The organism is Longimicrobium sp. (assembly GCA_036389135.1).
GTDB lineage: Bacteria > Gemmatimonadota > Gemmatimonadetes > Longimicrobiales > Longimicrobiaceae > Longimicrobium.
In genome coordinates, this window is sequence record DASVQP010000016.1 from 1 (window position 1) to 17,573 (window position 17,573).

Below are 17,573 nucleotides of genomic sequence, written 5' to 3' on the forward strand. Positions count from 1 at the left end.
CCGAGCCAGATAATCTGATGCATAGGGCTGGTCTCCTGTCCGAATGCGGCCTCGGCCGCATGTGGCTCTGATGCTCCTGCGTTCGCACGGGGATCATTAATCCACGTTGAACCAGGGGGCCAGCCCTTCCATTTATTCTACTGCCGCGTCCAGCCCTGGCGGTGGGTATTCGAGCCGAGCATCGCCGCAGAGCGCGTCGTGAAGGAGAAACGGGGTGCGTGCGTGTACTACCGCATGGCGGGAGGAGCCCCGCTTTCTCCACCTCCCCAGGATCGGTTCAATGCATTCCGCGAACGCATCTGTGGGCTGGGTGAAATCGCGTTGCATGCCGCGCTGGACCGGGCTGGAACCCAGGTCACGTGGCGCGAGATCGGCGAGTTCTGGCCCGTCGGCGGCGAAACCCCAGCTCCGGCAGCACTTGGTCAATCTTGGACGCGGGCATTCGAGCCGGCAGCTGTAGCTGGCCGCGTGATGGCGACGAAACGGGGTGGGCTAACGTTCTACCAGTTTTCTGCAAGCAATCTGCCTCTCCCCGAAGCTCCAACGCAGTCGCGACGTGTCATGGGAGCCACCGTTGAGCGGCGATCAGCGAATATTCTCGAAGCGCTCGAGCAAGCGGTACGGCAAGAAGCCACGATGGTGCGGGTTCAGGCAATCCGCTCGTGCTGGGATGAGGACATGGGCGAAGCCCCCAGCTGGGGCACCGTACGAAATGATCTAAGCATGCTCAAAGCGGAGGGTTCGGTCCGAGCGGAGCACCATAACGGGCACACATACTACGCGCCCACTGGGTGGTGCAACCTATCTCCCCCAGCCTTTGATACGGACCTCCGGCGGGTCGAGGAAGCGGTGGTCCGGGCTACGAATCACTGGCAGAGTGCCGTTCCGACTTCGGAGATCGTACGCGAAGTTGATCAGGATCCGCACCTCCTGCTCCGCGGGAATGTGACGGTGCAGACGCTCCTGAACTCCTTGCGTGAGCACGGCCGCGTACACACGGTTAACCGCCGCCAGCGGGAAGGGCGTGAACTCAACTACTACGCGCCGCCAGATGGGCCCCACTGGGTTCGGTCAGAGGTTGAATTGACCATTGATCGACGCCGTAGGGCGATCAAAGACCTATGGCGCCGCAGCGGAGGTCGTCCGTTCACCACACGCTGTATTCGCCTGTTCGCGCGGTCCCGTCCCGGGTACCGACTCGAGGGATTTCCGCCCTACGCTTGGACAAACGCGCTCCACATGTTGCACCGGGACGAGTTTCTGGTGCGCCTAGCAAGTGGAGACGGATGGCACTGCAGGTGGGCAGTCGCCTCGGATTGGAAACGCCGGGGAATGAGCGATCGCGAGCGGTTGATGCTGGACACGAGCGGGCGAGACGAAGACACTCCCGGAGATAACTGGCCAAGTGTAGACCCATCCATCATTTCGAGGCGCGAAGATATGCGGGGACTGGTCTTCGCTTCGAAGATGCGGTGCCGAAGCGAAGCGCCCGATGAGGTCACGGCCCAGATTATAGGGGCACGTCCAGTCAGCCTTAGCGATTTGCGCCAGTCGCGCCACCTACGGCCGCGGCTGCGCATTACCCGCCGCGGACGCTTCGGCAACGAACTCGTGACGGAGGCGGTCCGGCCGGAGTTCAAGCGGAAGCGGAGGCCGATTACCAAGATCGGTGTTGTTGGGGGGCGACGGTATATCGACATCCGAGCCACTCCGGCGAACACGGCGTACGTCCGGTACGTTGCCGCTCTACGTGAAGTCGAACTTCCCCGACACCGGAGCGCACTAGCTCGTGTCCATCCGGAAACTCGGAAGCGAGGCGGGGGCAAAGAGATGACGGCGCACCCGGGTGTGTTGGATCTCGCGCGGAAGGCGTAGGTTTGGGTTGCGAAGCTCAAACCACCTTACGCGGAGCACACTCGAATGCGCCGTCACGAACAGCTCTCGTTGGCCCGGCCCTGGATCGCCCACCCGCATGCACGCGAGCTGGAGGCGATCAGCCGGATCCTGGATGCGGAAAGTGGCATGGCGGAGCGTGTGGGGCAAGACCTGGTGCGTGGGGTGAAGAACCCGCAGACCGGGCGCGGCGGGATGAGCGGCGACCAGGTGCTGAGGGTGCTGGTGGTCAAGCAGATGAACGGCTTCGGCTACGAAGCGCTGCACTTCCACCTGCTGGACTCGGCGAGCTACCGCACCTTCTGCCGCTTCGGAGCGCTGGAGAGCGTACCGTCCCGCTCGGCGCTGGCGGAGAACGTGAAGAAGGTGCGGGCGGAGACGCTGGAGGAGATCGGACGCATGCTGCTGAAGCGGGCCGCACGCGAGGGGGTGGAGAAGGGCCGGAAGGTGCGGATCGACAGCACGGTGGTGGAGGCCAACATCCACGCGCCGAGTGACTCCACGCTGCTGTGGGACAGCGTGCGGGTGCTGACGCGGCTCCTGGAGCAGGCGGGTGCCTGCTTCACCGTATGGAGGGACCACACGAAGCGCGCGAAGCGGCGGATGCTGGCCATCCAGCGGGCAAAGACGAAGGAAAAGCGCCTGCCGCTGTACCGCGACCTGCTCAAGGTAGCGGGCAAGGTGCTCGGCTATGCCCGGGCGGCCAGAGACGTGCTGGCGGACTCCACGGAGGAGGCGCGGCGGCTGGCCTTCGAGCTGAACCGGCACCGGCTGCTGCTGGAGCGTGTCGTGGACCAGACCGAGCGACGGGTGCTCAGAGGGGAGAGCGTGTCGGCGGGAGAGAAGGTGGTCTCCATCTTCGAGGCGCACACAGACGTGATCGTCAAGGATGGACGCGACACCCTCTACGGGCACAAGGTATTCCTGACGGGTGGCGCGTCGGGGCTGGTGCTGGATTGCGTGATTCGGGACGGCAACCCCGCGGACTCGACGCTCTCCACGCCCATGCTCCAGCGGCAGAAGGAGATCTACGGCCGTCCTCCGCGCCAGGCGGCACTCGACGGCGGGTTCGCCTCGAAGGAGAACCTGCGGGCGGCCAAGGAGTTGGGGGTGGGGGACGTGTGCTTCGCGAAGAAGCGCGGGCTCAAGGTGGCGGACATGGTGAAGAGCACCTGGGTGTACCGGAAGCTGCGGGACTTCCGTGCGGGGATCGAGGGGATGATCTCGTTCCTGAAGCGTGCCTTCGGTCTGGACCGCTGCACCTGGCGCGGGGAGCTGTCGTTCCAGAGCTACGTCTGGAGCGGAGTGCTGACGGCCAACCTGCTGACGCTCGCACGGCACTCGCTGGCCTGAGCGGACAGGAGGCGCCCCGGCGGGTCACCCCTGAGGTGGAGTGTGCCCGTACGCGGCATGTACCTGCGTCTCTGACCCAAACGGAGCGGAATCATACCCGCGGATCGGGTTCGAATTGCGTAGCAACCGCTCCGTACGACGTTTTCCACGGCTACCCGATACCCGCTTTTCCGCTGTTTCCGGATGGAAACGAGCTAGGGTGGGGTGGGCGGGAAATTTGCGTGTTATTTAGAAAGCCGGGGTATTCGAGTGGTCGGACGCAGACAGGGTCCTCCCGCCGCCGAACAGAGCGTTGTAGGAATCCCAACGACGGAGCGGTTCGACGCGGCGGTGCAGCCCCGGTGCGGGAGCTTGGTGTTAGAGGGCGTTAAACATGAGTTTTCGAGCCACTATCACTGCCCACGGGCGCCCCTCATCATCGAACTGGTATGGAGTTGTTGAGCGCCGTTGGCACCGTCGCATCTATCCTAGGGCTCGCCGCGTCGCTCTGGGTTCTAAGGCAGGTTAGCGAAATTAAGCGGCAGTACCTGCGCCGAGTGCGCAGTCCAGCTCTCCTGAAGCGCCTCGCTGATCAAGAGCAGACACTCTCGAAGCTGCTTCTGCCGCCCACACTTGATGTAGCGCAGGTGAGTGTTGTGCTCGCGTCGAGTGAATCGCTATTGCGGAACTTGCTGCCTAAAACGTCCGGGAGCGAATCTAAGCGATTGAAGGCTACTATCAAGGTAATTGCACGCACGAGAGCGGAACCGATTGACAAAACCGCTACACTAGCCGCTCGTGCTGAGCTTGTGAGCGCAATCGAGGCTGCAACCGAACAGCACAAAGACACTCAGTGGATGCACTAACATGCCCAGCATAGCTGACGTTGTTAAGCGCTTAGAGGAGCTCACGACATCTCGGAAGCTCCAGTGGAGTCGGATTGAGCCACCTGACTCGATTGCTGTTGGGACCGACTCTAAGATCTTGGCGTTCTTCACCGCGACGTTCAACGGCAGGCACGTCGGGATATATGAAGAGCGCTACCGCGGGTTCGACATTGATTCGGAAACCTCGTATTGGACGAGTCGCGAGGTGTTGGTGTTCTTTGACATTAGTTGGGACGTGACTTGGGAAGCGCCCACGACTCCTGGAATTGCGCGACTATACGACGCCATCAAGTACCAGAAAGCAGATGTTGATACGATCATGAATGACATCCTCATAGACAACAACGAGGAGGAGAGTTTCGTGTGATTACGTCGGATCGCACCCGGGGCGCAGTTTGCGCAGTTACGCGACCGCGCAAGCAGGTACCGCTTCTACCCTCAGCGCGAAGCTGGTAGCCTGTATCATTTACTCCGCATCTACAAGCATCCCATGAACTCCAAAGCGTCTCAGGCGATCTCCGCAATTGAGCAGCAGGTAGAGGAGTTCGATCGAATTCTTCGCGAGGCACCCGCAGAGGAGCTACTGCCGCGATTTCGCAGGTGGAGGGAAAGAACTGTTCGAGTTCTCCGCGTGAAAATTGGAGACGACGAAGCAACAAAGTTCCAACGCGAATCGATCACCTTCGATGATCTTAATCCTGGATCATTCGAACGGATGCTGCGTTCTCATCGAACCTTCCTGACCATCCTAGCGGATGAAATCCGGCTTCACCCGGGTGACTTTCTCGAAGATCCCACGCCAGAGCCGTCTTGGGCTGTGAAGCAAGGTCGCGTTCTCCGCACAATCGCAAAGTATGAGGAAGAGGGTCATGACCCGAATCTTAGTGAGATCGAGAGCGTGACCGGTCTAACTACTAGAGAGACGGGAGTCATAGTCCGTGCTCTCCTCGACGGTGACCTCATCACCGGCATGGACGCCTCTTCTTTCGATGGATTCGATGTTCTAAATATTCGTCTCCTGCCAGCGGGGCGGAAGGTTATCGGCCAGTTGAGCGAGCCCATTCCCGCAAAGGACCCAGCTGCAATGCCAGAAATTCGCCTGTTTATCAGCCATAGTAGTCACGACAGGCAGACGGCCGACGCACTGATACGTTTGTTACGCGATGCGTTGTCGCTCCCACCTGCACAAATCCGCTGCACCAGCGTGGACGGATACCGATTGCCAGCAGGCGTAAACGCTAAGGAACGGCTGCGGACCGAGATCTTCGAAGCAGAGGCGTTTATCGGCTTAATTTCGCATGAGAGCCTCAGTTCGACGTTCGTACTTTTCGAGCTGGGCGCCCGTTGGGGAGCCCAGCGCCATCTGATTCCTTTACTTGTGCGCGACTTTTCGCCTGCGGGTCTTAGCGGGCCGCTCAGCGATCTGAATGCTCTCCAGTTATCAGAGGAGGCCCAGATCCACCAACTCATCACAGATCTCGGTGAAGTTCTCAATATTGTGCCAGCGAGCCCTGCGGTCTACACCAGGAGTGTTAGTGCACTGGCAGAGCTTGGTCGCGCGGCGCCCGCATGACGAGAGGGCTGAACGCAGCCGTTCATGCGATTTTCGTTCACCTCGCGCTGCGCAGTGTAGACCGTTCAGTCGTGGTGGAGAGTTTAGTTGCGACTGACGGAGGATATGCAGATGATTACCCTTCCTTCTCGGCTTGGCGTATCGTTGGATTTACCTGTTTGGAAGACAATGAACGATCCAATCGACCCCGATACTGCTCCCAAGGTCCCGCCGCTGCTCCAGTGGGTGAGTTTGGCAGGGAGTCTCGCATCCATAACCGGTATTTCCGCAATCTGGCTCTTCGACGAGTTCGATCTCAACGCATTGTTTGATTGGAGCATTCTCCTCTTCTTCACCGCGTGGATGATCGGATGGGCGTGCTTGGTCGTGTGGGCGCTGCTAGCCGGATATCGGGCACTCGTTGCCGAGCAAGCTGGGTTGTTGAGATGGGGATATATACTGATCGGCACTCCACTCGGTGGCCTGATCCTCGTCGGTATAGGCACGCTCACAACTTCGTTGATCAAGGGAGTAGTCTGAACATCAAGAGCGCGGCAGCACGCCTACACTCCTATAACTGCATTCCGAATACTGCGACGTCTGGCGCATTCGCGACCACAAGCTGGCGGAGCTACGAGCATTCGTCATCGAAACTAAATGTCAAAGGATAACTGGGGCATTATGAGGCCGTGAAGCAGGTGTCGTCGTGGGTTTGCGTCGGCCAGCGGCTGTTGCAGGCGCGTGCGTGGCAACATCCTGAAGACCCTCACCTCCACCGCAGCGCCGTGTCCGGCAACGGGCCGGCGTCGGCGTGGCCGATCTCGCACAAGAAGTCGAGAATGGCGGTGTTGAAGCGCTCGGCGGCGTCGAAGTTGATGGCGTGGGCGGCGCGGGGGATCACGATGCAGCGCGCGCCGGGGAGCGCCGCCGCCACCGATTCAGCGAACCATCTTGGGACCACGGGGGCGCGCGCGCCCACCACCACGCGCGCGGGGACACCCACCCGCGCGGCGGTGCCGAAGATGTGATGGTGCTTCGCCTTTCCACCCGGTCAGGAACCAGCGCACCAGTCCTGCGCGCAGGTACGCCTCCGCGAGCCAGTGGACCAGCGACAGCGGCTCGCGGGTTATTTCGCGCGCGAGGCACTGCATGCGCCTAACCTCGGTCGTTATTTCGAGAGTCAACATCTCGGCAGCAGCGGTAATCACGTGTGCGTACCGTGTGCAGGAACTTTCCCGGTCTAAAGCTGCGGCCAAAGTCTCCCCTCGCCCGCGACTAACTCCCAGCTTGACCCCGTCGCCACTATCCTCCAGATTGGAGGCAGAAAGGAGGAAGCATGGCGACGCTGAACATCAAGAACTTACCCGACCCGCTCTACGAATCGTTGAAGCTGCGCGCGGAGTCTCAGCACCGATCCGTTGCCCAGGAAGTCACGCACATCCTGTCGGAGGTGCTCGCTCGGGACGAGCCGCTGTCGATTCTTGATCTTCAGGGCCTCGGTAAGGAGCTCTGGTCGGGTATGGACGCGGCGCGCCACGTTGCGGACGAGCGTGGTTCGTGGGACTGATCGATGAAGTGGGCGCGGGACCGGTGGCGCTGGACACCGCGGCGTTCATCTATTTAATCGAGGCGCACCCGCTGTACCTGCCAACGCTGCTTCCCGTCTTCGCCGCCGCCGACGAGGAACGTCTGACGATCGTGACCTCGGCGGTGACGCTGCTCGAGGTGCTGGTCGTGCCGTACCGCGCCGGCAACCTGCCGCTGGCCAATCGATACGAAGCGCTTCTGAATCGCAGCAGGGGCGTACGCCTCCGCGAGATCGACCGCGCCCTGCTCCGCGCGGCCGCGCAACTCCGCGCGACGACGGGCGTGCGGACTCCCGACGCGCTGCAACTCGCGGCTGCACTGGCGGAGGGCTGTACCACCTTCGTGACCAACGGCCGCCGTCTTCCTTCAATCCCCGGGCTGCGAATTCTCCAGGTTAGTGCCCACGCCTGAGCAACCGCGGGCCTGTTTCGCGCGGCATACCGACCTGAGTATGCTGAGCCGGCTCAGACAGCAAGCGTTCATCGTGACTAAAATCCTGGACGCACGCGTGGGAGTACCCGCGCCCTTGCGAACGAGCACTCGCGTCGATGAGGGGGAGCCTTGCCGATCAAGGCACTGATGGTGGATGTGGACGGCGTTCTGGTCGACGGGCGGCCAGAAGACGGGCGTCACTGGCAGACGTCGCTTGAAGAGGATCTTGGATTCACGCCTGAGACGCTTCAAGAGGCGTTCTTCGCTCCCTATTGGGAGGATGTCGTCCTCGGTTGCGCTGGCTTGATGGAGCATCTGACGACCGCACTTCACAGGATCGCTCCACAGGTCAGCCCGGCTCAGTTCGTCTCATACTGGTTCGAAAAGGATTCGCGTCTCGCCACAGCTTTGTTGCCGGAACTCTCGCTGGTTCGCTCCGCGGGGATCCGGGTGTATCTAGCGACCAATCAAGAACACCTGCGAGCTGCCTATCTCATGGAAAAGCTAGGTTTGGCTGAGCATGTGGATGGCATCTTCTACTCCGCGCGATTGGGAGCAAAGAAACCGGACAGGGAATTCTTCGCAAAGGTTGAGGCGGCCGTGGGGGTGCATGGAGACGAACTGCTACTCATCGACGACGACCGCCGAAATGTCGAGGCTGCGCTGAAGGTGGGATGGCAGGCGCTTCACTGGACAAGGCACAGTTCACCCAGCATCGTGCGCAGCTTGTGTTCATGACTTGCCCGCGGAAGGCTCTGGCGAGGTTGATCCGGGCTCGCTGCTCAGGCGTGCTCACGTCAGCGGTATGGAAACCACAGAGTTGATCGGCCAGCTCCCGCGCGAGCTCACCACCGCTGCCACGCTCATGCGTGACTTTCCCGCGCCGTGGTGTATCGGCGGTGGGTGGGCGCTCGACCTCTTCCTGGGTCGGCTCACACGAGCGCACTCCGACGTCGACCTGGCACTACTTCGCGAAGATCAGGCGCGTCTGCACGAGCACCTCGCCGGGTGGCAGTTGCGCAAAGTGGTCAACGGAGTGCTCACGAGCTGGCCCGCAACGGAATGGCTCGCCTCGCCCGTGCACGAGGTCCACGCCCAGTCTCCCGATGACCCGAACATCACGCTGGAGTTCCTGCTCAACGAACGAGTGGGGGACCAGTGGGTATTCCGCCGTGATCCCACGGTGAGGTGCCCCGCGCGCCAGGTCATCGCCGCCTCATCCGCAGGGCTCCCGGTCCTGTGCCCTGCGGTGGTGCTCCTCTACAAGGCCAAGCAGCCCAGGGCCGTCGATGAGCTGGACTTCCGAGCCGTTCGAGATCACCTTGCCCCGGAGCGCCGGGAGTGGATTCGGGCCGCGCTGGAGCACACGCATCCCGGTCACCCCTGGCTCGACCAAAGGTAGCTCTGCCCCGCGCTCACCTGACAAATGCGCCAGGAACTGGAGAAAAGCCCAGGATGAAATTGCCTGCCGGCATCGGCCGCATCTCGCTCGATCGTGCATTCGAGGCAACTGAATTCTACCCGCCACTGGGGTTTTACCCTTTCGCTGAGTACGAGCTCGGCAACGGTGACACGTTCGGCCTCTACTGGCCGTTCGGGCGGGAGCAAGAAGAGCCGTTGGTGGGAGAGCTACGTCACGACGAGTGGCGGCTGGCGCCGGTGTACTCGAAGCTCGATGTGTTCCTTCGCGTCACAGAACCACTCGAAGAGGAAGAGTACCCGGAACCGCCGTCGCTGGACGGTGACCCCCATTCTCCGTTTGCCTGCTTCGCAGGTGCACAAGAGGAGCTGCGGGCGCAGCGCGTGGAGGCTGCGGTGGCGCTGCTGGAGAGGGCCGTCGGAGTCCTGCCGGAATACACCGAGGCGCTCAATGTTTTAGGGGCGCAGTACATCCGCTTGGGCAGGTACGATGAGGCCTGCAAGGTGGCCGTCCGGGCGATCATCTCGCCGCCGTGCTTCGGCGACCGGCCAACGAAGCTACTCAGGTGGTTCGCGTTCCAGAAGGACCTCCCCCCTGCGCTCGAGCACGACCCGGTGGCGGCAATCCGTGGAGGGCTACGTCTCGTGTTCGGAGGCTCGAAGGAGAACTCGGACTATCCGCAGCTTCTTAAAGCCATCGAGCAGTACGTCCAGCAGTCCGAAATTCTGAAGGCGATCACGCTGATGCAAACCTACGGGGAGCTGATGTGAGCGGAGACCGTGGCCTTCCAGGAGCGGTATGGATTCAAAGCGGCGGACTTCAAGATGAGGCAGTTCGAACTCAGCGCCGGGCTCCCGGGCGGACCGCGGAAGCTGGAGATCTAACGAGAAACGTGGAGCCGGCGGGCGCACGCGCGTGGCACCGAGCCGGCGCCAGGCGGGCCTCTGGCTCATGTGCTTGCCTGTATAACCGGCGCGTCGTGCGAATCCAGGTAAACCGCTGTACGAGAGCACTACGTCGATGCAGCAGCGAATACGCTCGTACCAGCAATCCTCGCGCTGGAGGCGATGCGCTTCATCAGGAGGGCGATCACCGATGCTCTGCGCCACACGCGGCGATGAGCGCTATCGCGCAACTGATTCGGTCACCTTGACTCGTGAAGCTCATAGACCTACGATCGTGGGTTGAGCGGCATCGGACGCCGTAATCGAGCGTGCTCTCGCAGATCCGCGATACGGCCTCTGCCCACCCAGTGCAGTCACTCTATATGTCCGGGCCGGAATGACGAGAGAAGGGTCCCCTCGTCAAGGACGCCGTCACACTACGCAGCGATCAAAAGGTGTACGTGTTCGGGCGTTGAACGAGTGCCTGGCTGAAGACATCGCTGTTCACCCACACCGGAACCGACGATGGCCGCCCGCCGCCTGTGCACACTCCTTCTCGCCGCGTCATTCGTGCTCTCCGCAGGCCCCATGCATGCGCAGGAGCCTGGGCATGCCGCTGTGCCTCCTCCGCTGGAGCTCGTTCCCGGCATACGGCTGCGCGTGCTCGCCCCCATGGCGGGAATTGATGAGCGCCGCGGCGCGATGCTGTTGGCCGCCGGGCAGGATTCGCTCTTCTTGCAGGTGGGAGACTCACAGTTGCAGGTGGCGATACGCGACGTCGCTGCCCTGGACGTGCATGCCGGGCGGAGGAGTCGCACCCACGGCATGACGGTCGGTGCCGCAGGCGGCGCCGCCCTCGGGCTGATTGCGGCACTTCTGATGCGCAAGCTCTCCCCGGAGCAGATCTGGCTGGTCAGATGTTCCGAAGCCGATCCGTCGCAATGCACCAGAGGTTCTGTGGATAGCTCGGTTCCGTTCCCCAGCAGACGTGACGCATCCATCATGGGCGCGGTGACCGTCACCGGCGCCATGCTCGGATCATTCCTGCCCGGTGACCGGTGGAGGAGTTTCCCCCTTCCGGTCAGGTCGGCGGGTGGAGGGACAAGGCCGGAGTGACATCACCGACCACCGCCGAACTACTGCATGGCAAGCGACGGGCAGCACACATCGGCTGGGCTGTAGACGCGGTGTGACTGCCCGCCTGATGCTCGCAAGTTCGATTCGGGGCGTGCGTGGCGGTATCCTGAGGCCCCTCACCTCCCCCGCAGCCCGGTCTGTGGCAACTTCCCGGCGTCCGCGTGGCCAGTTTCGCGCAGGAAGTCGAGGATGGCGGCGTTGAAGTGCTCGGCGGCGTCGAAGATGACGGCGTGGGCGGCGCGGGGGATCACGACGCAGCGCGCGCCGGGGAGCGCCGCCGCCACCGACTCCGCGAACCAGATTGGGACCACGGGGTCGCGCGCACCCACGACCACGCGCGCGGGGACGCCCACCCGCGCGGCGGTGCCGAAGAGGTCGTGGTGCTTCGCCTTCCCACCAGGTCAGGAACCAGCGCACCGGTCCTGCGCGCAGGTACGCCTCAGCGTTCCAGGCCGCCTTATTGGCGCAACGGGCGGAGGGCGGCGCCAGCAGCTGATCGCACGTGCAGCAGCCTGGTCAGTGCGGCGTCTCGCGAGAGTCGGCATGAACCGCCGCGCGGAGTTTGTGCAGCGATCCCTCGCCAGTATCCGTACAATGTTGAGGGTCGGGCTCCGAACCCGGCACCGATGGACACTGAGCGCTGGTGTCGGCCGGAAGTTCGAGTATGATCTGGAGCCCGGGATTCGGCATCACAACTCGTCTCTGAGGCAAAGACCTCGAACACCATGCGATTTGTGAAATCAAGAAACTTGTGTGCATACCCGGATGGCGCCTCCACCCCCGGGCAATCGAAGTCGCGATGGCCTCGTCGGAGTCGCTCCATGTCGGAATCGTGCTGGCACTCGTCACCTCGCTGATTCTCGGCGGCAGTCGGCGCGCGGAGGCGGGGCTCCCCTGCCCGGTGCTCTCGTGACGAAATGTGCATCATCACCCCGGCCGTCCACCTAGCGCCGCCTGTGAATAATCCGTTCCGGGGCCATCTATCCCTCCGTCCGGGTCGACCGGACCCGCGTCTGCCGATCACCCGCTGGTTCCAAAGGAGAGCATTCATGCTGCGAACCTCCATAACCCTCGCGATCGCCATCTTCACCGCCACACCCGCGCTGCGCGCGCAGCAGGTGCAGGTGGACCAGAAGAGCGGCACATGGTCTTACCTCTCCGCGAACGGCGGAAAGCCCGTCGCACTGACCGGGGGTGAGACGATTCGCATCGATTCGCGCGACTCGCTCCAGGTGAAGGTAGTGAACTCAAACTCCGCGCTCTACGCCTGCACGTTAGACCAAGCCGAGTCGAAGGTCCCGGAGTTGGAGGCGTTCCGCGCTGCGCTTACCACCTTCGGCCCGTACCTGTCCAATGTGCTGTCGCTGGCGACGGTCCCGCAGGTGTCGGCGAACGTCTTCGGCATGACAATCGACCGCGACAAGCTCAATATGATCGAGGATTCGATGCGCGGCGGGTCCGGGCGCTCGGACCAGGCGGAGCGAGCCCGGCGAGCGGCGGAGGCCGCGCTGCGAGCAATGGATGACTACCTTTTCGGCCCGCAGGGGCTGAACGCGACTCGGCTGGCCGTTTTTGACGCGCTGAACGGGATGCGGACGGCTGAAGGCGATCGCATCCTGGGCTTGGCCACCGGTGTGCGCACCGCCGCGTGCCCGGCAGCGGGATGCGGATCGCAGACGCTCGCGAGCCGCGCGGTCACGCTGTTGAGCGAGGCGGCGGAGGCACACCGCAACCTCCGGCCGTACGTCGAGACGCTCCCGCTCACCGGTCCGGGGCTGAACGCGTCTCTTGGGAAGCTGCAGTCGGACGCGGAGGCACTGACTGCCACGGCGTACCGCACGGAGCAGTTGGTACGAATCGTGGCCGAGGCGAAGCCGGAGGTCGAGTGCGGCGCCGTACGCGTGCGCCAAAACAGCGGCCGATCGCTGTCCATCGCCGTGGGGCAACGAGGGATGGCGGAGACCGATCGAGTAGCTACGCTGCCGGCGCGCAAGCTGAAGCTCGAAGCGCAGCCGCGGTTCCGCATCCGTCCTACGGCGGGGCTCGCGTTCCTCTATGTGCCCAGAGCATCGTACGCGGTACCCGGAACTAAGACGTTTACCGGCGGGCCGGTCATCGACTCCGTCTCCACCCAGGACTCTCGCTTCACGTTCGCGGTCACGCTAGGTGTGGCGCTGACCGACCGCGTTGGCCCGGTGCAGCTCCCGTTCAGCATCGGCCCGGAAGTCGTCGCCAACCCCTCTACCGATACCCGCGCAATCGGGGTGGGCCTCGGTGGGACGGTGTTTAGCGCGATCAAATTCGGAGCGGGCGTACTGTGGACCCGCCACAAGGTGCTCTCGCAAGGACAGCAGTTCGGGCAAACACTTCCGGCCGCCGACCACCTGCGGACGCGCGACACCTACGGCAGAGGGCGATTCTACTTCGGCGGGGCTTTGACCGCGTGGCCGCTGGTCAAGCTGTAATCCGGTTTCCGCTGTCTGCCGTGGTGCACCGTGGGCAGCTTCGCCACATCTGCTCGTGGTTCTGTACTGTGTACGTGGCGGGCTCCCGCGATTCGGGAGCGTGCGTGGCTGTTTCCTGACGACCCTTCACCTCCCCCGCAACGCCGTACTCGGCAGCGGCCCGGCGTCCGCGTGGCCGATCTCGCGCAGGAAGTCGAGGATGGCGAGGTTGAAGCGTTCGGCGGCGTCGAAGATGACGGCGTGGGCGGCGCGGGGGATCACGATGCAGCGGGCGCCGGGGAGCGCCGCGGCCACCGACTCGGCGAACCATATCGGGACCACCGGGTCGCGCGCGCCCACCACCACGCGCGCGGGGACGCCCACCCGCGCGGCGGTGCCGAAGAGGTCGTGGTGCTTCGCCTTCCACCAGGTCAGGAACCAGCGGACGAGGCCCGCGCGCAGGTACGCTTCCGCGATCCAGGGGACGAGCGAGAGCGGCTCGCGGAACATGTCGCGCGCGAAGCCGATGATCTCGCGGATGCGGCGCTTCTCGCTGCGATCACCGGTGGGGGCGGCGAGGAGGAGGGCGACGGCGCGGCCGGGGTGGTCCGCGGCGAGGTCCACGACGGTCTGGCAGGAGAGCGAATGGCCCACGTACGCGGCGGGCGGCAGGCCCATCGCGTCCACCCAGGCCGCGAGCGCCGCCGCCTGCTCGTCGATGTCCAGGCCGCGCCACGGGCCCTCGGTGCGGCCGAAGCCGGGGAGGTCGGGGGCGAGGACGCGCAGTCCGGCGGCGGCGAGCGGCGGGCCGTTGCGCACCCAGTAGTCCGCCGAGCAGCCGAGGCCGTGGACCAGGACCAGCGCGGGCCCGCTCCCCGCCTCTCGGTAGCGCACCTCGATCCCGTTCACCTCCACCCGCCGCGTCACGATCCACTCCGCCGCGGCGCGGCCCAGCGCCTCGCCGGGACGCGTCACTCCCCCACCTGCTCGCCCGCGAGGAAGTCGAGCACCAGCCGGTTGAAGGCGTCCGGCTGGTCCACCATGGGGTTGTGGAAGGCGTGGGGGATCACCGCCAGCCGCGCGCCGGGGATGGTGGCGCGGAAGACGTGCGCGTTCTCCACCGGGATAACGGCGTCGCCCGCGCCCCAGATCACCAGCGTGGGCTGGGTCAGCACGGGGAGCAGGGGGCGCACGTCGTCGCGCAGGATGTTGCGGAGCCCCTGCGCCACGGCGAGCGGGCCGGCGGAGAGCGCGTCGCCCCAGATGACGGGGAGGAAGGCCGGGTCGCCCCACTGCTTGGGCGGGGCGAGCTCATAGACGAAGCGCACCACCGAGCTGATGGTGACGGGCCGCGGGAGCCCGGCGGCATCGGCCAGCACCAGCCGGCAGATGCGCTCCGGGTGGCGCGCGGCCACGTGAACGGCCAGGTGGCCACCCATCGAGTGCCCCACCAGGTGCACGGGGCCTGTCCCGGCGGCGTCCATCCACTTCGCGAAGACGGAGGCGACGTCCGGCATGGCGGGGAGGGGCCCGGGGCAGCGGCTGCGCCCGAAGCCGATCAGGTCCGGCACCACCACGCGGTAGCGCGCCGCAAGCGCGGGGATGTTGCGCTGCCACCAGCGCGACGATCCGCTGAGGCCGTGGATCAGCACCAGCGTCTCGGCCGCGGGGTCGCCCGCCTCCACCCAGTGCACGCGGTACGGGCCCACGTCCGCGGACGACGCGCGCAGGCCGAGCGTGTGCCACCACGCACGCGCCACCGGCCACCTCCACCGCTCCCGAACGGGGCCCCGCTCGATCCCCCCGCGCGCCATCATCACCCTCCGCCAGACGTTCCCCCCGCGAGGCCGCAACCTCCGAGCGGAGCCGGGGTAGCAAAGGATGGACCCCGGAGTTTCCAAAACGCCGGGAAAGCGTTAGATTACCATACATTTGCAACGCACCACTCTCCCCTCCGCGCGAGGGGTTCTTTTTTCGCGACTTGGAGGCCTTTTGAGCAGAAACCGCGATCGTGATCGGAAGCCGCAGCGTTCCTCCGCGCCCTCGGCGCTGGAAGAGGCTCGGAACGAGCTGTTCAGCCACATCCACCGCTGCGGCGTGCTTCGCGCCGAAGCTGAGCAGCAGGAGGAGTGGATGAAGGATACGGTGGACTTCATGGGCGAGCGCTATCCGGCGCTGACCCGCGAAGAGCTGGACGAGCTGGCTGGGATCGGGCTGCGCTTCTGCCGCCCGGTGATCGCCAACTCGCCCGTCGAGGCCGAAGCGGAAGCCGAAGCCGGCAGCTTCGAGGCGGAAGCCGAAGCCGAGACCGAGACCGCCGCGGCCTGACGCGGCGGCCGCACGGAGGGGCCGGGATAGTGCCGAGAGGGTTCGGCGCGCCGGCCGCTCCGCGCGATTCGGGGAGCCTGGGTGGGCCGGGCTCCCTTCCTACGTACACCTCGCATGGATCCTGAACCTGGCAGTCTAAGCATCCTCGCAGTGCTGGGCCTCGTGCTGGTCAACGCCTTCCTGGTGGCAGCCGAGTTCGCCCTTCTCGCCGTTCGCCGCACCCGAATCGAGCAGCACGTCCGCCAGGGCGACACCCGCGCGGCCCGCGTCCTTCCGGCGCTCGGCCAACTGGAGGAGCTGCTCTTCGCCGGCCAGGTCGGCCGCAGCCTCGTATCCATCCTCCTGGGCACTTACGCCCTCGCGGCTTCGCGCGTGTACCTCGTGCCGTTGCTGGGGCCCGCGCGCGCGCTCCCCATCCTGGGCTCGACGGCCGCGGCCTCGGACATCATCGCCATCGCGGTGGTCGTGGTGCTGCACGCCACGCTGGGGCAGCAGATCCCCAAGCTGGTGGCCGTGCACCGCGCCGAATCGGTGGCGGCGGTGCTGGGCTTTCCCGTGCTGCGCGCGCTGTGGGTGGTGTTCTGGCCCGTGCTCAAGCCGCTGGAGCTGTGCGTGCGGCTGGCGCTGCGGCCGTTCGGGCTGGGTGGCGCGGGCTTCGCGCACCTTACCGAGCCGGACGAGGAGCTGCGCATGCTGGTGGCCGCCGGTGCCGACCCCGCCGAGATCGAAGAGGATGAGCGCGAAATGATCCGCGGCGTCTTCGGCTTCTCGGACACGGTGGCGCGCGAGGTGATGACGCCGCGCACGGCCATGGCCGCCATCCCGGTGGACGCCTCCTTCGAGGAGATGCTGGACGTCTTCTTCGAGGAGGGCCACTCGCGCCTCCCCGTCTTCCAGGGGACGATCGACACCATCGTGGGCGTGGTGCTCATCAAGGACCTGTTCCCCCTGCTGCGCGACGCCGAGCGGCGCGCCGGGTTCGAGATGCGCGCCGTGATGCGCCCCCCGTACTTCGTCCCCGAGACCAAGCCGGTGAGCGACATCCTGGCCGAGCTGCGCCAGCAGAGCGTGCACCTGGCCATCGTGCTGGACGAGTTCGGCGGCACCTATGGGCTGGTGACGATGGAGGACATCCTGGAGGAGATCGTCGGCGAGATCAACGACGAGTTCGACGTGGCCGAGCCCGAGTTCGAGCACACCCCCGAGGGCGACACCCTGATCGATGGCGCCGTCTCGCTCTCCGAGGTGAACGACCGCTTCCTCCTGCACCTCCCCGTGGACGACTTCGACACGCTGGGCGGCTACGTGTTCGGCACCCTCGGCCGCGTGCCGGTGGAGGGCGACATCGTGGCCGTGCCTGGCGCGGAGGGCGAGTGGGAGCTGCGCGTGGAAGAGGTGGAGGAGCGCCGCGTGAAGTGCGTGCGGCTGTACCATCCGGTGCCGGTGGGGGAGCCGGTGGCGGTGCCTGGCCCCGGCGGTTGAAACCGCTGCAACAACCGCGGGAAGCCTGCCTTCGCGGGCTGTGGGGGCGGGGGTGGTGCGGGTGGGCCGGTTCGGCGCCGCGAGCACCGGGGGCTGAAGCCCCCGGCTGGAACGACGGGAAGGCGGCTGAAGCCGGCTCGAGTAACGCGGCGCCCGACTAAGTCCCCGTTTTTTGTCATCCTGAGTGGCGCACCG

Annotated in this window: 17 protein-coding genes; 13 read left to right on the top strand and 4 right to left on the bottom strand. The window is 64.9% G+C overall.

All coding sequences use genetic code 11. The annotated features are described in order from the left end of the window. Window positions 1–1,920: 1,920 nt before the first annotated feature. The 4 genes from VF584_02690 to VF584_02705 all read left to right on the top strand — a co-directional run bounded on the left by VF584_02690 (window position 1,921) and on the right by VF584_02705 (window position 6,204). A complete protein-coding gene (locus VF584_02690; protein HEX8209067.1) occupies window positions 1,921–3,246 on the top strand; it encodes an ISNCY family transposase in 1,326 nt (441 codons plus the stop codon). 846 nt (window positions 3,247–4,092) lie between these two features. Then, window positions 4,093–4,479, top strand: a complete 387-nt coding sequence (locus VF584_02695; GenBank protein ID HEX8209068.1) for a hypothetical protein — start codon at window positions 4,093–4,095, stop codon at window positions 4,477–4,479. Between the two features lie 264 nt (window positions 4,480–4,743). Next, window positions 4,744–5,685, top strand: coding sequence for a toll/interleukin-1 receptor domain-containing protein (locus tag VF584_02700; protein ID HEX8209069.1), 942 nt, complete (start codon window positions 4,744–4,746; stop codon window positions 5,683–5,685). A 105-nt stretch (window positions 5,686–5,790) separates the two neighbouring features. Continuing rightward, window positions 5,791–6,204: a hypothetical protein gene (locus tag VF584_02705; protein HEX8209070.1), complete on the top strand. Its 414-nt coding sequence runs from the start codon at window positions 5,791–5,793 to the stop codon at window positions 6,202–6,204. A 226-nt stretch (window positions 6,205–6,430) separates the two neighbouring features. Here the strand turns inward: VF584_02705 and VF584_02710 are convergent, their stop codons facing one another. Next, a complete protein-coding gene (locus tag VF584_02710; GenBank protein HEX8209071.1) occupies window positions 6,431–6,667 on the bottom strand; it encodes an alpha/beta hydrolase in 237 nt (78 codons plus the stop codon). Between the two features lie 333 nt (window positions 6,668–7,000). Here VF584_02710 and VF584_02715 point away from each other — a divergent pair, with 333 nt between their 5' ends. From VF584_02715 to VF584_02740, 6 genes are all read left to right on the top strand, one after another. Further along, window positions 7,001–7,231, top strand: a complete 231-nt coding sequence (locus VF584_02715) for an Arc family DNA-binding protein (GenBank protein HEX8209072.1) — start codon at window positions 7,001–7,003, stop codon at window positions 7,229–7,231. Then, the gene (locus VF584_02720) at window positions 7,222–7,662 is read left to right on the top strand and encodes a PIN domain-containing protein (GenBank protein ID HEX8209073.1); all 441 of its coding nucleotides are present in this window, start codon (window positions 7,222–7,224) and stop codon (window positions 7,660–7,662) included. Before VF584_02715 ends, VF584_02720 begins: the two co-directional genes overlap by 10 nt. 150 nt (window positions 7,663–7,812) lie before the next feature. Continuing rightward, entirely contained in the window at window positions 7,813–8,421 is a 609-nt protein-coding gene (locus VF584_02725; GenBank protein HEX8209074.1) for an HAD-IA family hydrolase, read from the top strand. Between the two features lie 82 nt (window positions 8,422–8,503). Continuing rightward, window positions 8,504–9,085, top strand: a complete 582-nt coding sequence (locus VF584_02730) for a hypothetical protein (GenBank protein ID HEX8209075.1) — start codon at window positions 8,504–8,506, stop codon at window positions 9,083–9,085. A gap of 53 nt (window positions 9,086–9,138) precedes the next feature. Continuing rightward, window positions 9,139–9,873 carry a hypothetical protein gene (locus VF584_02735; GenBank protein HEX8209076.1) on the top strand — a complete coding sequence of 245 codons (735 nt, stop codon included), beginning with the start codon at window positions 9,139–9,141 and terminating at the stop codon, window positions 9,871–9,873. 639 nt (window positions 9,874–10,512) lie between these two features. Then, entirely contained in the window at window positions 10,513–11,103 is a 591-nt protein-coding gene (locus VF584_02740; protein HEX8209077.1) for a hypothetical protein, read from the top strand. 137 nt (window positions 11,104–11,240) lie between these two features. Here VF584_02740 and VF584_02745 read toward each other — a convergent pair whose 3' ends face one another. Continuing rightward, a complete protein-coding gene (locus tag VF584_02745; protein HEX8209078.1) occupies window positions 11,241–11,477 on the bottom strand; it encodes an alpha/beta hydrolase in 237 nt (78 codons plus the stop codon). Window positions 11,478–12,173: 696 nt separating this feature from the next. On the opposite strand from VF584_02745, the gene VF584_02750 reads away from it, so the two are divergent. Further along, window positions 12,174–13,589 carry a hypothetical protein gene (locus tag VF584_02750; protein HEX8209079.1) on the top strand — a complete coding sequence of 472 codons (1,416 nt, stop codon included), beginning with the start codon at window positions 12,174–12,176 and terminating at the stop codon, window positions 13,587–13,589. A gap of 126 nt (window positions 13,590–13,715) precedes the next feature. On the opposite strand, the gene VF584_02755 is transcribed toward VF584_02750, so the two are convergent. Continuing rightward, the gene (locus VF584_02755; GenBank protein ID HEX8209080.1) at window positions 13,716–14,543 is read right to left on the bottom strand and encodes an alpha/beta fold hydrolase; all 828 of its coding nucleotides are present in this window, start codon (window positions 14,541–14,543) and stop codon (window positions 13,716–13,718) included. Next, on the bottom strand, window positions 14,540–15,385 hold the full coding sequence (locus VF584_02760; GenBank protein ID HEX8209081.1) for an alpha/beta fold hydrolase: 846 nt from the start codon (window positions 15,383–15,385) through the stop codon (window positions 14,540–14,542). The genes VF584_02755 and VF584_02760 overlap by 4 nt, the downstream gene beginning before the upstream one ends. Before the next feature lie 175 nt (window positions 15,386–15,560). Between VF584_02760 and VF584_02765 the strand changes: the two genes are divergently transcribed. Both VF584_02765 and VF584_02770 read left to right on the top strand, forming a co-directional pair. Beyond that, window positions 15,561–15,896: a hypothetical protein gene (locus tag VF584_02765; GenBank protein ID HEX8209082.1), complete on the top strand. Its 336-nt coding sequence runs from the start codon at window positions 15,561–15,563 to the stop codon at window positions 15,894–15,896. A gap of 150 nt (window positions 15,897–16,046) precedes the next feature. Next, complete coding sequence (locus VF584_02770; GenBank protein HEX8209083.1) at window positions 16,047–17,378, top strand: hemolysin family protein; 1,332 nt, start codon at window positions 16,047–16,049, stop codon at window positions 17,376–17,378. The last annotated feature ends 195 nt before the right edge of the window (window positions 17,379–17,573 follow it).

Coding starts and splice junctions, on each gene's coding strand:
- VF584_02690 (HEX8209067.1), top strand. CDS start 1,921: ATGCGCCGTCACGAACAGCTCTCGTTGGCCCGGCCCTGGATCGCCCAC.
- VF584_02695 (HEX8209068.1), top strand. CDS start 4,093: ATGCCCAGCATAGCTGACGTTGTTAAGCGCTTAGAGGAGCTCACGACA.
- VF584_02705 (HEX8209070.1), top strand. CDS start 5,791: ATGCAGATGATTACCCTTCCTTCTCGGCTTGGCGTATCGTTGGATTTA.
- VF584_02715 (HEX8209072.1), top strand. CDS start 7,001: ATGGCGACGCTGAACATCAAGAACTTACCCGACCCGCTCTACGAATCG.
- VF584_02735 (HEX8209076.1), top strand. CDS start 9,139: ATGAAATTGCCTGCCGGCATCGGCCGCATCTCGCTCGATCGTGCATTC.
- VF584_02740 (HEX8209077.1), top strand. CDS start 10,513: ATGGCCGCCCGCCGCCTGTGCACACTCCTTCTCGCCGCGTCATTCGTG.
- VF584_02750 (HEX8209079.1), top strand. CDS start 12,174: ATGCTGCGAACCTCCATAACCCTCGCGATCGCCATCTTCACCGCCACA.
- VF584_02760 (HEX8209081.1), bottom strand. CDS start 15,385: ATGATGGCGCGCGGGGGGATCGAGCGGGGCCCCGTTCGGGAGCGGTGG.